The organism is Actinoplanes solisilvae, from assembly GCF_003999975.1.
Lineage (GTDB): Bacteria > Actinomycetota > Actinomycetes > Mycobacteriales > Micromonosporaceae > Actinoplanes > Actinoplanes solisilvae.
In genome coordinates, this window is the sequence record NZ_RJAC01000001.1 from 1,355,159 (window position 1) to 1,374,133 (window position 18,975).

21 protein-coding genes are annotated in these 18,975 nt (G+C 70.6%); 11 read left to right on the forward strand and 10 right to left on the reverse strand.

Annotated features, from left to right (window positions below; translation table 11 throughout):
* The first annotated feature begins 8 nt into the window (after positions 1 to 8).
* Entirely contained in the window at positions 9 to 956 is a 948-nt protein-coding gene (pheA, locus tag EER30_RS06450; RefSeq protein ID WP_127499102.1) for a prephenate dehydratase, read from the forward strand.
* Positions 957 to 1,002: 46 nt separating this feature from the next.
* On the opposite strand, the gene EER30_RS06455 is transcribed toward pheA, so the two are convergent.
* The 3 genes from EER30_RS06455 to EER30_RS06465 form a co-directional block, all read right to left on the reverse strand.
* The gene (locus EER30_RS06455; protein WP_127499104.1) at positions 1,003 to 1,737 is read right to left on the reverse strand and encodes an AIM24 family protein; all 735 of its coding nucleotides are present in this window, start codon (positions 1,735 to 1,737) and stop codon (positions 1,003 to 1,005) included.
* 62 nt (positions 1,738 to 1,799) lie between these two features.
* Positions 1,800 to 2,162 (reverse strand): metallopeptidase family protein, encoded by a 363-nt coding sequence (locus EER30_RS06460; RefSeq protein ID WP_205650112.1) that lies wholly within the window; start codon positions 2,160 to 2,162, stop codon positions 1,800 to 1,802.
* Between the two features lie 65 nt (positions 2,163 to 2,227).
* On the reverse strand, positions 2,228 to 2,656 hold the full coding sequence (locus tag EER30_RS06465; protein ID WP_127499106.1) for an OsmC family protein: 429 nt from the start codon (positions 2,654 to 2,656) through the stop codon (positions 2,228 to 2,230).
* A gap of 66 nt (positions 2,657 to 2,722) precedes the next feature.
* Between EER30_RS06465 and EER30_RS06470 the strand changes: the two genes are divergently transcribed.
* The 4 genes from EER30_RS06470 (at position 2,723) to EER30_RS06485 (ending at position 6,581) form a co-directional block, all read left to right on the forward strand.
* Complete coding sequence (locus EER30_RS06470; protein WP_127499108.1) at positions 2,723 to 3,484, forward strand: hypothetical protein; 762 nt, start codon at positions 2,723 to 2,725, stop codon at positions 3,482 to 3,484.
* Positions 3,485 to 3,552: 68 nt separating this feature from the next.
* The gene (serS, locus tag EER30_RS06475) at positions 3,553 to 4,851 is read left to right on the forward strand and encodes a serine--tRNA ligase (RefSeq protein WP_127499110.1); all 1,299 of its coding nucleotides are present in this window, start codon (positions 3,553 to 3,555) and stop codon (positions 4,849 to 4,851) included.
* 115 nt (positions 4,852 to 4,966) lie between these two features.
* The gene (locus EER30_RS06480) at positions 4,967 to 5,779 is read left to right on the forward strand and encodes a Cof-type HAD-IIB family hydrolase (RefSeq protein WP_127499112.1); all 813 of its coding nucleotides are present in this window, start codon (positions 4,967 to 4,969) and stop codon (positions 5,777 to 5,779) included.
* Position 5,780: 1 nt separating this feature from the next.
* Entirely contained in the window at positions 5,781 to 6,581 is an 801-nt protein-coding gene (locus tag EER30_RS06485; RefSeq protein ID WP_127499113.1) for an HAD family hydrolase, read from the forward strand.
* On the opposite strand, the gene EER30_RS06490 is transcribed toward EER30_RS06485, so the two are convergent.
* Positions 6,578 to 7,147: a bacterial proteasome activator family protein gene (locus tag EER30_RS06490; protein WP_127499115.1), complete on the reverse strand. Its 570-nt coding sequence runs from the start codon at positions 7,145 to 7,147 to the stop codon at positions 6,578 to 6,580. The genes EER30_RS06485 and EER30_RS06490 overlap by 4 nt on opposite strands.
* Positions 7,148 to 7,215: 68 nt before the next feature.
* Complete coding sequence (ddaH, locus tag EER30_RS06495) at positions 7,216 to 8,043, reverse strand: dimethylargininase (RefSeq protein ID WP_127499117.1); 828 nt, start codon at positions 8,041 to 8,043, stop codon at positions 7,216 to 7,218.
* Positions 8,044 to 8,110: 67 nt separating this feature from the next.
* On the opposite strand from ddaH, the gene EER30_RS06500 reads away from it, so the two are divergent.
* Together EER30_RS06500 and EER30_RS06505 are read left to right on the forward strand one after the other, a co-directional pair.
* On the forward strand, positions 8,111 to 8,569 hold the full coding sequence (locus EER30_RS06500; protein WP_127499119.1) for an Lrp/AsnC family transcriptional regulator: 459 nt from the start codon (positions 8,111 to 8,113) through the stop codon (positions 8,567 to 8,569).
* A 40-nt stretch (positions 8,570 to 8,609) separates the two neighbouring features.
* Positions 8,610 to 10,451, forward strand: coding sequence for a beta-propeller domain-containing protein (locus EER30_RS06505; RefSeq protein WP_127499120.1), 1,842 nt, complete (start codon positions 8,610 to 8,612; stop codon positions 10,449 to 10,451).
* Between the two features lie 80 nt (positions 10,452 to 10,531).
* On the opposite strand, the gene EER30_RS06510 is transcribed toward EER30_RS06505, so the two are convergent.
* The 3 genes from EER30_RS06510 to mobA form a co-directional block, all read right to left on the reverse strand.
* Positions 10,532 to 11,620: a T3SS (YopN, CesT) and YbjN peptide-binding chaperone 1 gene (locus tag EER30_RS06510; RefSeq protein ID WP_127499122.1), complete on the reverse strand. Its 1,089-nt coding sequence runs from the start codon at positions 11,618 to 11,620 to the stop codon at positions 10,532 to 10,534.
* Positions 11,621 to 11,703: 83 nt separating this feature from the next.
* A complete protein-coding gene (locus EER30_RS06515; RefSeq protein WP_240669813.1) occupies positions 11,704 to 12,018 on the reverse strand; it encodes a DUF6457 domain-containing protein in 315 nt (104 codons plus the stop codon).
* Between the two features lie 25 nt (positions 12,019 to 12,043).
* Complete coding sequence (gene mobA, locus EER30_RS06520; RefSeq protein WP_255436475.1) at positions 12,044 to 12,643, reverse strand: molybdenum cofactor guanylyltransferase; 600 nt, start codon at positions 12,641 to 12,643, stop codon at positions 12,044 to 12,046.
* Positions 12,644 to 12,781: 138 nt separating this feature from the next.
* Between mobA and fdhD the strand changes: the two genes are divergently transcribed.
* Both fdhD and EER30_RS06530 read left to right on the forward strand, forming a co-directional pair.
* On the forward strand, positions 12,782 to 13,609 hold the full coding sequence (fdhD, locus tag EER30_RS06525; RefSeq protein WP_127499124.1) for a formate dehydrogenase accessory sulfurtransferase FdhD: 828 nt from the start codon (positions 12,782 to 12,784) through the stop codon (positions 13,607 to 13,609).
* A 69-nt stretch (positions 13,610 to 13,678) separates the two neighbouring features.
* Positions 13,679 to 15,319, forward strand: coding sequence for an alkaline phosphatase D family protein (locus EER30_RS06530; RefSeq protein WP_127499126.1), 1,641 nt, complete (start codon positions 13,679 to 13,681; stop codon positions 15,317 to 15,319).
* A 14-nt stretch (positions 15,320 to 15,333) separates the two neighbouring features.
* On the opposite strand, the gene EER30_RS06535 is transcribed toward EER30_RS06530, so the two are convergent.
* Together EER30_RS06535 and EER30_RS06540 are read right to left on the reverse strand one after the other, a co-directional pair.
* Positions 15,334 to 16,353: a DUF4192 domain-containing protein gene (locus EER30_RS06535; protein WP_127499128.1), complete on the reverse strand. Its 1,020-nt coding sequence runs from the start codon at positions 16,351 to 16,353 to the stop codon at positions 15,334 to 15,336.
* Positions 16,354 to 16,395: 42 nt separating this feature from the next.
* Positions 16,396 to 16,899: a GNAT family N-acetyltransferase gene (locus EER30_RS06540; protein WP_127499129.1), complete on the reverse strand. Its 504-nt coding sequence runs from the start codon at positions 16,897 to 16,899 to the stop codon at positions 16,396 to 16,398.
* Positions 16,900 to 16,955: 56 nt separating this feature from the next.
* On the opposite strand from EER30_RS06540, the gene EER30_RS06545 reads away from it, so the two are divergent.
* Both EER30_RS06545 and moaA read left to right on the forward strand, forming a co-directional pair.
* Entirely contained in the window at positions 16,956 to 17,837 is an 882-nt protein-coding gene (locus tag EER30_RS06545) for a fructosamine kinase family protein (RefSeq protein WP_127499131.1), read from the forward strand.
* A 112-nt stretch (positions 17,838 to 17,949) separates the two neighbouring features.
* Entirely contained in the window at positions 17,950 to 18,966 is a 1,017-nt protein-coding gene (gene moaA, locus EER30_RS06550; protein ID WP_127499133.1) for a GTP 3',8-cyclase MoaA, read from the forward strand.
* Positions 18,967 to 18,975 lie beyond the last annotated feature (9 nt).

Below are 18,975 nucleotides of genomic sequence, written 5' to 3' on the forward strand. Positions count from 1 at the left end.
CTCGCGCCATGCCGGGAACGCCGCCCACACGCTTCGTCTACCTCGGTCCGGAGGGCACCTTCACCGAGGCCGCCCTGCGCACCATCCCCGCGGCCGAGCACGGGTTGCGCACACCCGCGCGCAGCGTGCCTGAGGCGCTCGAGGCCGTCCGTTCCGGCGACGCCGACGCGGCCCTAGTGCCGCTGGAGAACTCGGTCGGCGGCGCCGTCCCGGTCACCCTCGACGAGCTGGCCACCGGCAGCCCTCTGGTCATCACCCGCGAGGTCGTGCTGCCGGTCGAGTTCGTGCTGGCCGCCCGCGCGCTCACCCCGCTCGCCGATCTGCGCTCGATCGCCGCCCACCCGCAGGCCTCGGCCCAGTGCCGCAACTGGCTGCTGGCCAACGTGCCCGACGCGGTGATCGTCGACGTGCTCTCCAACGCGGCCGCGGCCATCAGCGCGGCCTCGGGCGAGCACGACGCGGCCCTCTGCGCGCCGATCGGGGTCAAGCGCAACGGGCTGGCCGTGCTGGCCGACAAGGTGGCCGACCACGCCGACGCGGTGACCCGTTTCGCCCTGCTCACCCGGCCCGGGCCGCCGGCCGAGCCGACCGGCGACGACGTGACGTCGCTGGCCGTCTCGATCCGGCGCGACCAGGTCGGCGCGCTGCTCTCGGTGCTCACCGAGCTGGCCGTGCGCGGCATCAACCTGTCCCGCATCGAGTCCCGCCCGACCGGCGAGCAGCTCGGGACGTACGTCTTCTTTCTCGACTGCACCGGCCACGTGGCCGAGCCCCGCCTCGGGGAGGCTCTTCAAGGCCTGCGGCGCATCTGCGCCGACGTCCGCTTCCTCGGCAGCTACCCCCGCCACCGCCTCGCCCCGGAGGCCCCGGTGGCGTCCCCCCGAGGCCTCTCGAACACCGACTTCGCCGACTCCGCGTCATGGCTGGCCCAGGTGCGCGCGGGTTTGATCGCCTGAGTCACCCGGATCAGCCGAGTCGCATCGCGGAGCGGGGCCGGCAGGCTCAGTTGCCGAAGATGCCGCCCAGGATTCCGCCCTCTTGCTGATTGCCGCTGCCGGCGCCCGCGAAGCCGCCGGGCGGCTCCTCGGAGGGCTGCACGACCACGAAACCCTGACCGGCGAAGCTCATCGTGAAGCGCTCACCCGTGGTGCGGCCCATCAGCGTGCCCAGACCGAGTTGCTCGGCGCGGTGATAGCCGGTCTGCAGGCTCGCCGACCAGCAGATCGCGGCCTGCGGGTCGACAAAGGTGGGCTGGTCGACGGTGAGCACGACGGGGGTGCCCTTGGTGGTGACCGCGATCCGTCCGTGCCCGCTGAAGACGCAGTTGAACAGGCCGGCGTTGGACATCATGCCCACGCCCTGCACCATCTTGATGTCGTACTTCAGGGTCGAGTCGAAGGCGAGCACGTTCGCCCCGTTGATCGACAGCGCGTCGCCGCCCTCGAGGTCGATCAGGTGGACGTCGGCCGCGTTCTCGGCCAGGAAGACGTCGCCGTGACCGCGTACGCGCATCAGCGGCACACCCTCGCCGGTCAGCTTCTGCTTGAGGAACTTGCCGATACCGCCCGAGCCGAGCGCCTCGAACTGCACCTGCCCCTGGTAGGCGACCATCGACCCGACGCGGGCCATGAACTCGCCGTTCAACTCGGCCTTGAGCAGCTTGGAATTCTGAAGCCGGAGCCCGGGCTGGGCCGACTCCTTCTCGAGGTTCTCGGCCGAGAAAAGCTCGCTACGCATGCCGCCTCCTGCTTCGTTGTTCAACTCAGCGTAGGGGAGGTCGCCAAACCTGTGACCGTCTTTCAGCCCCAGCCCAGCTCGTGCAAACGATGATCGTCAATGCCGAAGTGGTGGGCGATCTCGTGCACCACGGTGATCGCGACCTCGTCGACCACGTCGGTCTCGGTGTCGCAGATGCGCAGCGTGGGCAGGCGATAGATGGTGATGCGATCGGGCAGGACACCGGCGTAGTCCCAGCCGCGCTCGGTGAGGGCCGTACCCTCGTAGAGGCCCAGAAGGTCGTCGGTGCCGTCGGCCGGCTCGTCCTCGACGACGATGACCACGTTGTCCATGACCTTGAGCAGCTCGGCGGGCACCTCGTCGAGGGCCTCACCGACCAGTTCCTCGAAGCGTTCCCGACTCATCTCGACCGGCACGGGTGCCATTGTGCCTCGGCGCGCACGAAGATGCCGCCGGTGCGGCGCGGCCGCACCGGCGTGCATGCGTGACGTCAGGCGAGCTTGGCGCTCAGGGTGATCTCGGCGCCCGGGGAGAGCAGACGCGAGATCGGGCAGTTCGCCTTGGCGTCCTCGGCGATCTTCTGGAACGTGCCCTCGTCGACACCGGGGACGTCGCCCTGGGTCTCGAGGTCGATGCGGGTGACCGTCATGCCGGCGTCGGTCTTGTCCAGGTGGACCTTGGCGACGGTCTCGACCGAGGTCGGCGTGAAGCCGGCGTCGGAGAGCGCCTTCGCGAAGGCCATCGAGAAGCAACCGGAGTGCGCGGCGGCGATGAGCTCCTCGGGGTTGGTGCCCTCACCCTCCTCGAAGCGCGACTTGAACGAGTAGTTCCCCTGGATGCCGCCCTTGCCGGTCTTGATCGTGCCGGAACCCTCGGTGAGGTTCCCCTGCCAGCGGGCCGTAGCGTTGCGAATAGGCATACCGGAAACGCTAGTGCATACGGTGGGCCCTGGCCGGGCGACCTGGCACAGGGCACCATGGACGCCATGCCCGCGCCGCAGCAGCCGCCGCTCGAGATCGACGTGACTTCCCCCGAGGCCGTGGTCGAGTTCGGTCCGGCTCAAGAAAGCCGCCGTCCGCGCCGGCATCTCTCCGGTCTCGGCCGCGACCTGCTGGCCGACCGGCGTGCCGTGCCGCTGGCGGCCGCCCTCGCCGCCCTGGCCGCGCTCGTCTCGGTCCTCTCCGAGTGGCAGGTCACCACGCTCGACGCGAGCGCGCTCGGCGTCGGCGGGGGCGAGCGCATCCTGCCCAGCGGCATCGACGACCTCGGCGCGCTCGGCATCGGCTTCGTGCTGAGCCTGTTCCTCGTGGTGCCGACGGTGGTGCTGACGCTGTTCGGGCCGCCCGGCGGCCGCCGCTACGCCCGCCTGGCCGGTCTCAGCGTCGCGGGCACCCAGCTCGGCCTGCTGCTCGCCGTGGCCTCCGTGCTCGGCTCCGAGAGCTACGTGATCGACCCGGTCTATCGAGTCGCTCTCAAGGGCAACGAGACCACCCTGACGTACGGGCGTGGCCTGTGGTGCGCCTTCGTCGCGGTGCTCTTCGCACTGGCCGCGCTGTTCCTCGCCGGGCGCCACAGCAGCAACGCCGAGCCGCCCGTCGTGACCGAGGAGGATTCGCCCACGGTCTGGTCGTGGCGTCGTCCGCCCACGAGCGAGGATGACCAGGCGGGTGACGAGTCGCTCGACCTCACCGTCTCGCCTTCGCAGCCGTTCACGCCCTACCGCGACGACCGCGACCGCCCGAGCTGACCACCTTCCGGCGCGCGGGGACATATCCGGGTGCTGACCGTGGCTGCTCGCCGGTAGGCTCGACACTCGTGATTGACCTGCGTCTGCTTCGCGAAGACCCCGACCGGATCCGCGCCAGCCAGCGAGTGCGTGGCGAGTCCACCGAGGTGGTGGACGAGCTGCTGCGCGCCGACGAGGCCCGCCGCTCGACCACCCAGCGGTTCGAGGCGCTGCGGTCCGAGCAGAAATCGCTGAGCAAGCAGGTGCCCAAGGCCTCCGCCGACGAGCGGCCCGCGCTGCTCGCGCGCACGAAGGAGCTCGCCGCCGAGGTCAAAGAGGCCGAGGCCGAGACGAAGATCGCCGACGAGGCTCTGCGCCAGGCTCACCTCGCGGTGCCCAACGTCGTGCAGGAGGGCACGCCGGCCGGCGGCGAGGACGACTTCGTCGTTCTGCGCGAGGTCGGTGACATCCCCCGGATCGAGAACCCCAAGGACCACCTCGAGATCGGCGAGGCGCTGCGGGCGATCGACACCGAGCGCGGCGCCAAGGTGTCGGGCTCGCGGTTCTACTTCCTGACCGGCGTCGGCGCGCTGCTGCAGCTCGGCATGCTGCAGATGGCGATCGCCCAGGCGGTCGAGCACGGCTTCATCCCGTCGATCACGCCGTCGCTGGTCAAGCCCGAGTCGATGGAGGGCACCGGCTTCCTCGGCGCCCACGCGAGCGAGATCTACCGGCTCGAGGCCGACGACCTCTATCTGGTCGGCACGTCCGAGGTCGCCCTCGCGGCGTACCACTCGAACGAGATCCTCGATCTTCAGGGCGGGGCGGAACGCTTCGCCGGCTGGTCGTCCTGCTACCGGCGCGAGGCGGGGTCGTACGGCAAGGATGTTCGCGGCATCCTGCGGGTGCACCAGTTCGACAAGGTCGAGATGTTCTCGTTCTGCAAGCCTGAGGATGCCGCCGAGGAACACCTGCGCCTGCTGGCCATGGAGGAGGAGATGCTGGCCAAGGTCGAGATCCCCTACCGGGTGATCGACGTGGCCGGTGGCGACCTCGGGTCGAGCGCGGCCCGCAAGTTCGACTGTGAGGCGTGGGTGCCGTCGCAGGGCCGCTATCGCGAGGTCACCTCGACGTCGAACTGCACCACGTTCCAGGCGCGGCGGCTCAACATCCGCTACCGCGACGCCGACGGCAAACCGCAGACCGCGGCGACGCTGAACGGCACGCTGGCGACCACCCGGTGGCTGATTCCGATCCTCGAGAACCACCAGCAGCCGGACGGTTCGGTGCGCGTCCCGAAGGCCCTCCAGCCCTACCTCGGCGGCCGCGATGTGCTGGAGCCCCATCCAACCACCCCGCCCACCACCCGAAAAAAGACTGAAGGCTGAGCCGCTACTGTCAATACACCCGTCGGCTACCAAAAGTCATAGCCGCTGGTAGCCGCACGGGTGTAACGTTCTCCTTCCGCCCTCCGCGGGGGTTCACCGCCCTCGGAGGTAATCGATGGTCAAGCCGGGACTCCCCAAGCTGGTCGCGACCGATCTCGACGGCACCCTCGTCCGCAGCGACGACACCGTGTCCGCATACACCCACGAGGTTCTCGCCCGGGTCCGGGCCGCCGGAATCCGCGTCGTCGGCGCCACCGGCCGCGGCCCGCGGCTGACGTCACTCACCCGCGGCGACATCCGCGACGCCGACTTCCTCGTGATGGCCCAGGGTGGCTGGGTGCTCGACCAGGCCGAGGGAACCTATCTGCTGCGTTCCCGGCTGCCCGGTTCCGAGCTGGCCGGGGTGCTGGCCGCGCTGGAGGCCGAGGTCGGCGAGCTGTCCGTCATGGTCGAGGCGCTCGATCACGACGACGCGCCGCTCTGGGGCGACTACGACCCGACCTGGCGCTACCCGGTGGTACTCGAGCGGCGTCCGCGCGCCGAGTGTCTCACCGGCAATGTGATCAAGGCGTTCGCCCGTTCCTTCGCCTACGACGTCGACGAGTTGCTCGCCGTGGCTCGCCAGGTCGTCGCGCCCGAGGTGGCTTCGGTCACCCAGGCCGGCCTCGACTACGTCGAGATCTGCCCGGCGAAGGTGGACAAAGGCACCGGCCTCGCGGTCGTCGCCCAGGCCGTCGGCGTCGACCCGGCCGACGTTCTGGTCTTCGGCGACATGCCCAACGACCTGCCGATGTTCGCCTGGGCGGGCTGGGGGCGGGTGGCCGTGGCCAACGCTCATCCGACGCTGAAGGCGGTCGCCGACGAGATGACCCTCACCAACGACGAGGACGGAGTGGCGGTCTACCTCGACCGGCTACTGTCAAGGTGATATGTCTTCGCCTTTTCAGCTGGTCGCCAGCGACATCGACGGCACCCTCATCCGCAGCGACGGCACGCTGAGCAAGCGAACCATCGAGGTGCTCGACGCGCTTCCGGTTCCCTTCGTGGTCGTGACCGGCCGGCCCGTCCGCTGGCTGCGGCAGCTCTTCGACCAGATGGCCGCGCCGGTCCCGGCGATCTGCGCGAACGGCGCGGTGATCTACGACGCCGACACCGACGAGGTGCTGCGCGCCGACACCCTCTCGGTCGATCTGCTCGTCGACGTGAGCAAGCGGCTGCGCGAGGCGGTTCCCGACATCGCGCTCGCCGTCGAGGTCGAGGACGGCCGCTCCTTCTGGTACGAGGAGGCCTGGCCCGTGCGCTGGGAGGGCGACGGTCAATCCGTACGGGTCCTGGCCAGCCCCGAGGAGCTCACGTCGGCCCCGGCCGTCAAGCTGCTGGCCCGCTCGGCGAACCACGAGGTGGACGACTTCTATGAGCTGGTGAGCCGCACCCTGGGCGACCTGGCCGAGACGACCCACTCGTCGTCGAGCGCGCTGGTCGAGATCAGCGCGGCCGGCGTGACCAAGGCGGCCGGGCTGGCCTGGCACTGCGAGCGGCACGGCGTCGACAAGTCCCAGGTCACCGCGTTCGGTGACATGCCCAACGACATACCGATGCTGGCCTGGGCCGGCCGCGGCGTGGCCATGGGCAACGCGCACCCCGCCGTCAAGGAGGTGGCCGACGAGGTCGGCCACACCAACGACGAGGACGGGGTGGCGCTCTACCTGAAGGATCTGTTCCGGATCTAGAGGTATTGCCCGGTGCGGCCGTCGGTCGCGGTCTGCGGGCCGGGCTGGCCGGGCATGCCGGGCAGCGAGCCCATCGGCAGGGCGGGCCTCCCGTGACCGCCGCGCATCTGCTCGAGCTGAAGGCGCGCGGCCATCTGCTGGGCGACCAGCGCGGCCTGGATGCCGTGGAAGAGGCCCTCGAGCCAGCCGACGAGCTGAGCCTGGGCGATGCGCAGCTCGGACTCGCTGGGCGGGGTCTCACCCTCGAACGGCAGCGAGAGACGCTCGAGCTCTTCACGCAGCTCGGGGGCGAGACCGTCCTCAAGCTCGGTGATCGAACGCTGGTGGATCTCGCGGAGCCGGCTGCGGCTGGCCTCGTCGAGCGGCGCGGCGCGAACCTCTTCGAGCAACTGCTTGATCATGCTGCCGATGCGCATGACCTTGGCCGGCTGCTCGATCAGGTTGCCCGGCTCCTCGGGGTTGACCGTCCCGTCGGCCTCCATGGTGCCCAGCGGGCGACCGTCGGGGCCGACCACGATGACGGAGCCGTCTTCCTGCTTCTCCGAGGTGCGCTTCTCGTCGGTCATGCGGTCCATCTTCCCGCACGGCCTCCACTCATTCGCCAGCGCCCATGCCTTGTTCATAGTGTCCGCGGTCACGGCCTCAGCTCGGCGACGGCGCACTTCACGCTGCCTCCGCCGCGCTTGAGTTCGGACAGATCGATGTGCACGGGCAGATAACCGGCCGCGCGCACCTTGTCGCCCATCGCCGTCGCCTCGGTGTTCAGGATCACGTGCCGGCCGTCGCTGACCAGGTTCAGCCCGAAGGCCTCGGCGTCGGTCCGGTCGGCTATCACCGCGTCCGGGAAGAGCTGGGCGAGCACGCGCTGCGAGGCGGGCGAGAACGCGTCGGGATAGTAGGTGACGTGGCGGTCGTCGAGGGCGGCGAGCGCGGTGTCCAGGTGATAGAAGGCCGGGTCGACCAGGCGCAGCGAGATCACCGGGCGGCCGAGCACGTCCTGCGCCTCGGCGTGCGCAGCCGGGTCGGTGCGGAACCCGTAGCCGGCCAGGACCAGACCGCCGTACGCCCCGGGCAGGTAGGCGAAGTCACCCTCGCCCTCGTTGATGTGCTCGGGACCGCTGAAGCGCCAGCCCTGACCGGTGTAGAACTCGCGGTGCGCGTCGGCCTCGGCGCCGCGCTCGGGATGACGGAAGCGCGCGCCGTAGACCGTGCCGTCGACCGAGAAGGCGCCGTTCGCGGCGTAGACCATGTCGGGCAGGCCGGCCACGGCGTCGAGCACGTGCACCCGGTGCCCGAGGTCGCCGAGCGTGTCGTGCAGGATCTGCCACTGTTTGAGCGCCAGGGCGGCGTCGACGGGGACCGTCGTGTCCATCCACGGGTTGATGGCGTACTGGACCGTGAAATGCTGCGGAGGACACATGAGGTATGTCCGGTTTCGCGGCAGGCGCTCGCTGTGGTTCATGAGCTAGAGCGTAGGTAGGCTGCGATGCACGAAACAGCTAGAAGTCTTGCCTGTTGGAGGCGAATCGTTGCAATTGGACGCCGTTGATCAGCGAATCGTTGCGTTGCTGGTGGCCGACGCCCGTTCGTCGTACGCCGAGATCGGCGCGAAGGTCTCGCTCTCCGCTCCGGCGGTCAAGCGACGTGTCGACCGACTTCGATCGAGTGGGGTGATCAAGGGGTTCACCACGGTCGTCGACCCGGCCGCGATCGGGTGGACGACCGAGGCCTTCGTCGAGCTGTTCTGCACCGGGCGCACGACTCCGGCCCAGATCACCGTGGCCACCCGGCGGCATCCCGAGGTCGTCGGGGCGTACACGGTCTCGGGTGAGGCTGATGCCCTGGTGCACCTGCGTGCGGCGGACATCGGCCACCTCGAGCAGGCCCTCGAACGGTTGCGCGCCGAGTCGTTCGTGACCTCGACCCGCAGCATGATCGTCCTGTCCCGGCTGGTCGAGACCCCGACCGCGGTTCCCGCTCCGGAGTGAACCCGGGAACCCGGCCGTCGGCGAGCGCGTCCAACCGGACATGTCGCGTCGATCCTGGTTCCTGGCCGCACTGGCCGTCCTGCCGCTGGCCGGTTGCACCGGGTCGGCCCCGTCCGGCCCAAGGCCGTCGACCGCCGCCGCCCCGGCCCTCAAGCTCGTCGCCTTCGACTCGTGCGCCGAGCTCGAGAAGGAGTTGCGCGCGGCCACCCGGCTCAGCCACGCGGCGGGTGAACATCCCTCGGGCGCCATCCCACCCAACGTGCGCACGGCGATCCCCGACGGCGCCGCGGCCGACGCCGCCGGAGCACCGTCGGCCTCCGGCACCAACGTGCACGAGGCGGGGGTCGACGAGCCCGACATCGTGAAGACCAACGGACGGCAGATCGTCACCATCTCGGGCGGCGTCCTGCGCGTGGTCGACACCGTGACCCGGGTCCAGACCGGAAAGCTCGACCTTCTCGTCGGGTCGTTCGGCGAACCCGAGCTGCTGCTGTCGGGCAACCGGGCGCTGGTGCTGGCCGACGGGGGCGGCGGCTCCCCGCTGCGCGACGACACCCGCATGATCCGGCCGTCGAACGGACGCTCCGAGATCCTGCTCGTCGACCTGGCCGACGGCCCGCCCAAGCTGCTCGGACGCTATCGCGGTGACGGCCGGCTGGTCGACGCTCGGCAGCACGGCAACGTCGCCCGGGTGGTGATCAGCAGCAGCCCGGCGATCCGGTTCCCGTTCCGCGGTGACCCCGTCCCCGAGAACGTCATGCAGGACGACCGCGACACCATCGACACGGCCCCGGTCGACGCCTGGCTGCCCGGTTGGGACATCACCACCGACGGGCGTACGACCAAGGGGCAGCTCGACTGCGCGGCGGTGAGCCGGCCGGAGTCGTACTCGGGCATGGCGATGCTGCGGGTGCTCTCGTTCGACCTGAACGCGGCCGCGCTCGATGACGGGGATCCGGTCGCGGTGGTCGCCGACGGGGACGCGGTCTACGGCAGCGCCGACGGCCTCTACATCGCGAACAACCAGAGCTGGCGGATGAACGCGGTCGCGGACTCAGCACGGATCGCACCGCCGGACGGCACCGACATCTACAAGTTCAGCCTGCCGCCGGTGGGGAAGCCGGCCTACGTGGCGTCGGGCAAGATCCCGGGACGCCTGCTCAACCAATACTCGATGTCCGAGTGGGACGGCCATCTGCGCGTGGCCACGACGAGCTGGAAGAACGACGCCTCGGCGGTGCGGGTGCTGCGCGAGAAGGACGGCAAGCTCGTCGAAGTGGGCGCGGCCGAAGGGCTGGGCAAGGGTGAGCGCATCTACTCCGTACGGTTCCTCGGGCCCCGCGGCTACGTGGTGACCTTCCGCCAGACCGATCCGCTCTACAGCCTCGACCTCGCGAACCCGGCCCGCCCCCGGGTGACCGGCGAACTGAAGATCACGGGCTACTCCGCGCACCTGCAACCCGTGGGGGAGAACCGGCTGGTCGGCATCGGGCAGGAGGCGACGTCGACCGGGGCGCCGACCGGCTTGCAGGTCTCGCTCTTCGACGTGTCCGATCCCGCGGCGCCGAAACGTCTCGACCAGCACCTGGTGAAGGGCGGCCAGTCCGAGGCCGAGGCCGACCCGCACGCCCTGCTGTGGTGGCCGTCGGCCGGCCTGCTGGTGCTGCCGCTCGCGGACGCCAAGGCCGACGGCGCGCTGGCCTTGCGCATCACCGGCGACCGGCTGGAGAAGGCCACCCGGCTCGCTCCCGCGACGACGCAGGCGGGCCCGATGCGCCGGGCTGTCGTGGTCGGCGACGCACTCTGGTCGGTGACCGACGGCGGTCTGCTCGCCTCGAACCTGTCCACCCTGGACCGTGTCGCCTGGGTCGCCCTCAAGTAGGCGGCCCCGCTCAGCCGGGACTTGCCCTGTCCGGTCCGCACTTCAGCCCCGCGCGACCGGACCGGGCAAGCCCCCTGCCTCTACAAATACATGCCCGTACGGTGGTCGTCGGCCGGCTCCTTGGCGGGGGCCGGCTTGTCGCCCTCGACGAAGAACCGCTTGCCGCCGAATTCCCCGTGCAGCCGGTCGTCGAGCTCGTCGGCGAGACCGGTCATCACCTGCACGGCCAGCATCAGGTGGGTGGCCTGGAAGTTGCGGCCGAAGACCGGGACGGACGCCCAGACCGTGTCCGACGCGCAGTAGAGCCGGCCGATCGGCATCCGGTTGGTCAGCTCGGACAACTTCACGTAGAGCAGCTCGGTCGGCTCGACCTCGGTAAGGAGCGGCGAGAACACGTCGACCAGCGGCGGATTGTCGCGCACCCGCACGAAGACCATCGCCGACCCGGCCCGGATGCCGATGTCACCGTCGGCGTCGACCTGAAGCTGGTCGACCGTGGTCTTCGACATGGTCGCGACCACCGTGCGAACCCGCTCCTCCAGCGGGACGACCTCGTCGGCCGCGTCGGCCAGCGCCGCCGCCAGCACACCGTCCTCGTCGAGGTCGTCGAGGCTGAGCTCGGCGTCGATGCTCGGCTCATGCCGGGCGGTGGCCAGCGGCACGGTGTCGATGGGCTCGTCGTTCTCGTCGTGCACCAGGTAGACGAGGAAGGCCGGGTGGGGCGCGCCGTAGACGTCGCGCAGCGTACGGGTCACCACGGTGGCGAGGCGGTTCGCGCTGTCCTGAGTGGAGCTGAGCCCGAACGAGTCGCCGGAGCCGGCCAGCACACCCGGCGGCGACCAGCCCAGCGCGACCAGGTCGGCGATCGAGGAGCGGTCCATGCGGTAGCCCTCGGGCAGCCCCGCGTTGCCGATCGCCAACGCCTCGACCACGCCGCCCTCGCGCACCCGGATGCTGACCGAGTAGACGGCCATGCCGGTGCCCGAGGCGGTCGGATCGAGAGTCAGGTCGATGTGTGCCCCCGGGGCCAGCGTCGGCAGCACGCCGGCCAACGCCCTCGCGAACTCTCGCCACGCCTCGCCGACCTTGGCCCTCAGGTCGGCCGTGGTCGGCTCGTCGAGGAGCACACCCTCGGTGGATTCGCTGCCCTCGGCGCTCTGTGCCGTCATGATCGTCACCTCCGCTCCCGCCACCCTATCGAGCGGCGTCCGCCCCCTCTGCCCTCTCTCAGGGGATGGGCGGTTCTGCCCCGTTATCCCGGGGCGCCGGCGCCGCCGCTCCCGCCGTCGGCGGCCCCGCCGCCGGCCGCCCCGCCATTCCGGGCACTCGCCTCGGCGGCGGGGCTCCAGGCCTGGGCCAGGGCGCTGAGCCGGTCAGCCACGTCCGACGGATCGGCGCCCCGCCCGACAGCGAGCCCCAGCAGATAGGCCGTGACCGGGGCACCGGGCCGAACCACGCCGTGGGCCACGTCGCGCGCCAGATCGAGCACCAGGCGCGTCGGGATCTCGGCAGAATCGACGCCGGCCTCCCGACCGGCCGCCGCGATCCAAGAGTCGAGCTCGTTCACCGCATCCGCTCCCCGGGCGTCGAGGTCACCGCGCCCACTCCTCGGCCGTGCGCAGGTCGTCATCGGTGTCGCAGTCGAACCAGGGCGGCGGACCCGGGCGCCGCCAGGAGACCTCGGCCACGCGCAGATGGTTCATCAGTTCGCGCACCGAGGCGCCGTGCAGGCTGCCCCTCTCCTCGGCCAGCCGCTCGACCGCCTCGCGCAGCGCCGCCGTGCGCCAGACGCCGCAGAGCATCTGGCGCCGGCCCTCGGCATCGCGATAGACCGCACCCTGCATCGGCGCGGACTCGGCAGTGAGACGCAACACGTCGATCGCCTCGCCGGTGAGCAACGGCAGGTCGGCCGCGAGAAGAGCGGTGTAGGTCACAGTGTCGGGCACCAGGGCGAGCCCCGCCGAGGTTGCTGCCACCGGGCCGCCACCGGGCGGATCCTCCCTGGTGGAGTGCACCGTCACGGGCAGGTCGGGCGGAACGCGGCCGACGACGATGCGCGGCTCGGCGTCGTGCACCGCGGCGAGCACGCGGGTCAGCATGGACTGACCGGCCACGGTCAGGGTCGGCTTGTCCGCACCACCCATTCGCCGCGCAGCTCCGCCGGCCAGCACCACCGCCGCAAATCCCCCCACGTACGTACCGTATCCCGACCGCGTGTCGAGCGTGACCGCGCGCTCAGTTACCAGTTGTGGATCACTCCGCGATTCCGGCCGATCATCTCCCCTCCGGGCGAGCGAGCCACCGGCGGCGAATCGACCTACGCTCGGACCATGGCGAGGACGATGACCCGGCGACCGGTCGTGAAGATCAATCTTGACGGGACCGGCGACCCGCGCCGCCGCCCGGACGATCTGGCGGCCGAGGAACCGTTGGAGATCCGGGTCCGCAAGGCGCCGCTCGCCGTGACGATGCGCACACCGGGCCACGACATCGACCTGGCCGTGGGCTTCCTGCTCACCGAGGGCGTCATCAGCAGCGCCGACGACGTGGTCACCGCCCAGCTCTGCGCCGGCACCGACACGCCGAACACCTACAACGTCGTCGACATCGTGCTCGACGCTGAAGTGCCGCCCCCGGTCACCGACCCGAGCCGCAACTTCTACACCACCAGTTCGTGCGGTGTCTGCGGCAAGGCCAGCATCGATGCTGTTCGCACCAGGTCGCAGTTCGACGTCTCCGGCGACCCGCTCAGCATCCCCGCGGCCACCCTGGCCGAGTTGCCCGACCGCCTGCGCACGGCTCAGCGCACCTTCGACCGCACCGGTGGTCTGCACGCCGCCGGGCTGTTCACCGCCGAGGGCGAACTGCTGGTGCTGCGCGAGGACGTGGGCCGCCACAACGCCGTCGACAAGGTGATCGGCTGGGCGCTGCGCGAGGGCCGGCTGCCGCTCACCGGTCACGTGCTGCTTGTCTCGGGGCGGGCCAGTTTCGAGCTCACCCAGAAGGCCTGGATGGCCGGCCTGCCGCTGCTCGCGGCCGTCTCCGCGCCCAGCACACTCGCCGCCGAGCTGGCCGACGAAGCCGGCATGACACTCGTCGGCTTCCTCAGGGGAAAGAGCATGAACGTATACACTTCGCCACAGCGCGTCACCGTCTGACCACACGGGCTTCCCGATGCCCCGGACTGACGACGATCCATTACCGTCGATCACCGCGAGGCCCCGGGAATGCCCATCTCGAGACGATCCCTGCTGCTCTCCTGCGCCGCGGCCGGGCTCACCAGCACGACCATTCCGCTGACCGCCCTCGCGGCGCCACGGCGCGGACCGCTGACCGCCGACCCGTTCACGCTCGGGGTGGCGTCGGGGGAACCGGAGGACGACGGCTTCTTGCTCTGGACCAGGCTCGCCCCGCAACCGCTCGCCGACGACGGGCTCGGTGGCATGCCCGCCTGCGACGTGCCGGTCGAGTGGGAGGTCGCCACCGACGAAGGCTTCCGCACCGTCGTACGCCGCGGGGTGCAGGTCGCGCGGGCGGAGCGCGCGCACTCCGTCCACGTCGAACTCACGCACCTGCAGGCCGGCGCCGAGTACTTCTACCGGTTTCGAGTGGACAGTCACCTCTCGCCCGTGGGCCGCACCCGCACCGCCCCGGCCCCCGACGCCGCCGTCTCGAGCCTCGCGATGTCCTTCGCCTCGTGCTCGCAGTTCGAGCAGGGGTATTTCACCGCCTACCGACGCCTCGCGGAGGACGAGCCCGAGCTGATTCTTCACCTCGGCGACTACTACTACGAATACAGGGCCGGGCAGATGCTGGTGCCGGACGGCAACCCGCGCGACCACGTCGGGCCCGAGACCGTCACGCTCGCCGATTACCGCCGTCGGCACGCTCAGTACAAAACCGACCCCGACCTGCGGGCGGCGCACGCTGTCGCGCCGTGGGCCGTGATCTTCGACGACCATGAGGTCGCCAACAACTGGGCCGGGGCGACGCCGGAGAAGCCTGACCCGCACTTCGCGAGCCGTCGCGCCGCCGCCTTCCTCGCCTACTACGAAAACATGCCGCTGCGCCGGTCCTCGATCCCGAACGACGCCGGGGCGCGACTGCACCGGCGGCTGCGCTGGGGGCGGCTCGCCACCTTCCACCTGCTCGACACCCGGCAGTTCCGCGCCGACCAGGCCTGCGGTGACGGATACAAGGAGTGTCCCGCCGCCTCGGACGAAACCCGCTCGATCGTCGGCGCCGAGCAGGAGGCGTGGCTGCTCGACGGTCTGCGCGCCTCGACCGCCCGCTGGGACGTGCTGGGGCAGCAGGTGTTCTTCGCCCAGCGGGACAAGGACGCCGGACCGGGCACGGTGACCAGCATGGACGCCTGGGACGGATATGTCGCCTCGCGGACGCGGATCACCCGGGGCTGGGTCGACGCGAAGGTGCGCAACCCGGTCGTGCTCACCGGCGACGTCCACGCGCACTGGGCCAACGAGCTGAAGCTTGACTACACCGATCCGACGTCGCCGACGGTCGGCGCCGAACTGGTCTGCTCGTCGATCACCTCGAACGGGGACGGCGCTGACGTGCCCGCGAGCGCTCACCCGTGGGCGGCCTGGAACCCGCATCTCAAGTTCTACAACGGCCAGCGCGGGTACGTGCGCACCCGGATCACCGAGGCGTCGATGGCCGCCGACTTCCGCGTCGTGCCTTTCGTGACCATGCCCGGCGCGCCGGTCCACACCAGGGCGAGTTTCGTAGTCGAGGACCGGAGGCCCGGCCTGCACAAGGTCGCGGACCTCCCGACCCCGCTGTCGCCGACGGCCCGGTCGGCCGACCTGGGCGAGCAGACCGTGCGGCAAGAGACCGAACGGCCCTGAGCGGGCAATCCGGCTCACCGCGACCGCCCCCGGACGATGCCGACCGGCGGATTGAGGTCTTCGACCGAGCTGTGGCTGATGCCGGCGGCGAGCAGCCGGTCGAGCAGGGCGGCGAACCGGTGACCGGGATCCTGCAGCAGTGCACGGTCGAGCGCGATTCGAGCGAGCGCCCCGTTCCCCGCCCGCCACGCCGCGTAGGCCAGCAGGGTCGCCGGGCCGGGCACCCAGACCGGCTCGACCCGACGGGTCACCTCGGTCCACAGCGAGAGGCGCCAGGGCTCGTCGGCCGTGCGGTCGAGCGCGTAGTCGTGCACCTCGGGCTCGGCCAGCATGACCCCCAGACAGGCCGTCTCGTCGAAGGGCAGGGAGCCGCTCTTGGCATATCGCTCCTCCACCGCACGCACCACGGCGAACCCGGCCTGGTCGCGCAGGAAGCCGCGCGGAATGCAGAGCCGGTCGCAGACCTCCTTGGTCGCGGCCGCCATCAGCCGGCGCGGCTCACCTTCAACGGCGGCGATCTGCTTGACCAAAGCCGCCCGGTCGGGCAGCGCGACCTGGCCCTGAAAGATCGCCGCCGCGGCGACCGGGTTGCTCGGTGACGGGACGGGGCGACCCTCCGGCGGACAGCAGCGGCCATCGGCGCAGCCGACCATCCACCAGCGGCCATCGGTGATCCGCAGCTTTTCCGGCACCAGCAGGCCACGGCGCTCGAGAGTGGCGGCGAGGGCCTCGACCGACCGCGCCACGGGGGTGGCCGGGCCGAAGCCCAGAACCGCGGCCGCTTCCACACCCTGGCGCGCGACCAGCGACGCTATCCATTCGCTGCCGTCGGCACCGGGCGGTGGCAGGTCGTGTCGCGCGACGAAGGTGACGATCCGCCCGACCGTGCCGATCACGACGATGCTGTCGCTGGGATGGAAGCTCAGCAGGTAGGGGGTGACGGCGATAAGGTCGGCGGCGGACCGGACGGCGATCGTGCACTCGGGGTTCATGCCCGGCAGCGTGGCCCGTCGGGCGCCTTCCGCGAGTGCCATCGTCCCCGCCTGTGGACGACACGCGCGTTATCCACAGGTCGGTTACGAGCGGAACTGCCGTTCGTGCAGCTCAAGCCCCTCCTGCTGCCACTCATGGTGCGCGCGGTTGAGGTCAAGGGTGAGCTCGATCGACGAGACCACGTCGTAACCGGCCGCGTGCAGGCTGCGGATCGCGTCGACGTTGCGCGACTCGGGCGAGATGGTCAGGGCGGTCATGTTGCGCCGTCGTGCCTCGTCGCCGACGTGCCGCAGCAGCTGGCGGCCCACGCCCTTGTGCCTGTGCGTGACCGTGACGACGATCGGTTCCACCTCGCCGGCCCGTCCGCGGAGGACCAGACCGACGAGCCCGATCACGCCGTCGTCCGCGTGGTCGGCCACCCAGAGCCCGCCGAGGTCGAGCCGGGTGAGGTATTCCTCGAACCCCTCGCCGCCGTCGTCGGCGTTCACGCCGTACATCTGGTTGTGCTGGTTGGTCAGCTCGGACCACAGGCGCCGGCCCGCGGAGTGATCACTCGGACGGTACGAACGCACTGTGACAGGGCTCATGCCGACATTTTGACTCCGATTTCGGGCATGCGTAAGCCGAAGCGGAAGATAAGGCGGTGGACCAGGCGTACTTGCGCGCGCACCCGGAGCACCTCCCGACATTTCTCACCCACCAACGCATCCGCGAGACCCCGATGGGCAGCGGCGGGTTTGCCACCGCCAGCCGCCTGACGCTCGATGACGGAACCTCGGTCTTCGCCAAGACCTGGCCCTCCGGCGAGCCCCCGGCCGGATTCTTCACGGCCGAGGCCGCCGGTCTGACCTGGTTGCGGGAGGCCGGCGCGCCGGTGCCGGAGGTGATCGCCGCGCTGCCCACGCTGATCGCGACCGAGTGGATCGAGCCGGGCGACGCCAGCCGCGAGGCCGCCGAGCGGTTCGGACGCGACCTGGCCGCACTGCACCGCTGCGGCGCCGGCGCGTTCGGAGCGCCCTGGACCGGTTACATCGGTCCGCTCGCCCTCGACAACACGCCCACGACCGGACCGTGGGGCCCCTGGTACGGCGAGCGCAGGCTCCTCCCGTACCTCAAGATCTCGGCCGATCGTGGCGCCCTGTCGGCGGCCGAGGTCAGGCTGATCGAGCGCATCTTGCACACCCTTGAGGCGTACGGCGGGAGCGAGGCACCCAGCCGCACACACGGCGACCTCTGGCCCGGCAACATCCTGTGGGCCGCCGATGGTCAGGCCCGGCTCGTCGACCCGGCCGCCCACGGCGGTCACCGCGAGACCGACCTCGCCGAACTGGCCCTGTTCGGCGGCGCACCCCACCTCTCGTCGATCGTCGGCGCCTATCACGAGGCATATCCCCTGGCCGACGGATGGCAGGAGCGCGTGCCGCTGCATCAACTGCACCTCTTGCTCGTGCACACCGCCGCGTTCGGGGAAAGCTATCGCGGCCAGGTTCGTGCCGCTGCGATATCCACACTGCGCGGACTGTGATCGAGTCGGTTGTCCACAGGGCGAAATCGGCTGAAGCCAAGAGCGCTCGGAGCGGATAGATTCGATCTGTGAACATGCGCTGGAGATCGACCACTGACGCGGCCCTCCGCAGGTGGCGCTCGTGATCCCGCTCGCCGACAGGTTCGGCCGGGTGGCGACCGATCTGCGCGTGTCCCTGACCGACAGGTGCAATCTGCGCTGCACCTACTGCATGCCCGAAGAGGGCCTGGCCTGGCTCCCGCGCCAGCAGCAGCTCACCGACGACGAGGTGATCCGCCTTCTTCGCGTCGCGGTCGAGCTGCTCGGCGTCGAAGACGTGCGGTTCACCGGCGGGGAGCCCCTGCTGCGCCGCGGTCTCGTCGGCATCGTGCAGGCGGCGGCCCGGCTCGAGCCGCGGCCCCGGTTGATGCTGACGACCAACGGCATCGGTCTCGAGCGGCTCGCCGCGCCCCTGCGCGACGCCGGGCTCGACCGGGTCAACGTCTCGCTCGACACGCTCGACCAGGAGCGGTTCAAGGCGCTGACGCGGCGCGACCGCCTGGCCGACGTGCTGCGGGGCCTGGCCGCGGCGGCCGAGGCCGGCCTCACCCCGGTCAAGATCAATACGGTGCTCATGCGCGGCATCAACGACGACGAGGCGCCGGTGCTGCTGCGGTTCGCGCTCGACAACGGCTATCAGTTGCGCTTCATCGAGCAGATGCCGCTCGACGCCCAGCACCAATGGGACAGGCACACGATGGTCACGGCCGACGAGATCCTGGCCTCGCTCCAGCCCTACGGCCTGCTCCCCGATCCGGTTTCACGTGGAACAGCGCCGGCCGAGACCTGGTTGATCCCCGGCCATGTCGACGCGGCCGGAGAGCCCGCTCGGGTGGGTGTCATCGGCAGTGTGACCAGGCCATTCTGCGGCGACTGCGACCGCACGAGACTGACCGCCGACGGCCAGGTACGCAACTGCCTGTTCGCCACCGACGAGAGCGATTTGCGCAAATTGCTCCGCGATGGGGCCACCGACGACGAGCTGGCCGAGGCCTGGCGGGTGGCGATGAGTGGCAAGCGGGCCGGTCATGGCATCGACGACCCGACGTTCCTGCAGCCGGCGCGTCCGATGTCCGCGATCGGTGGCTGATGTGGTCTC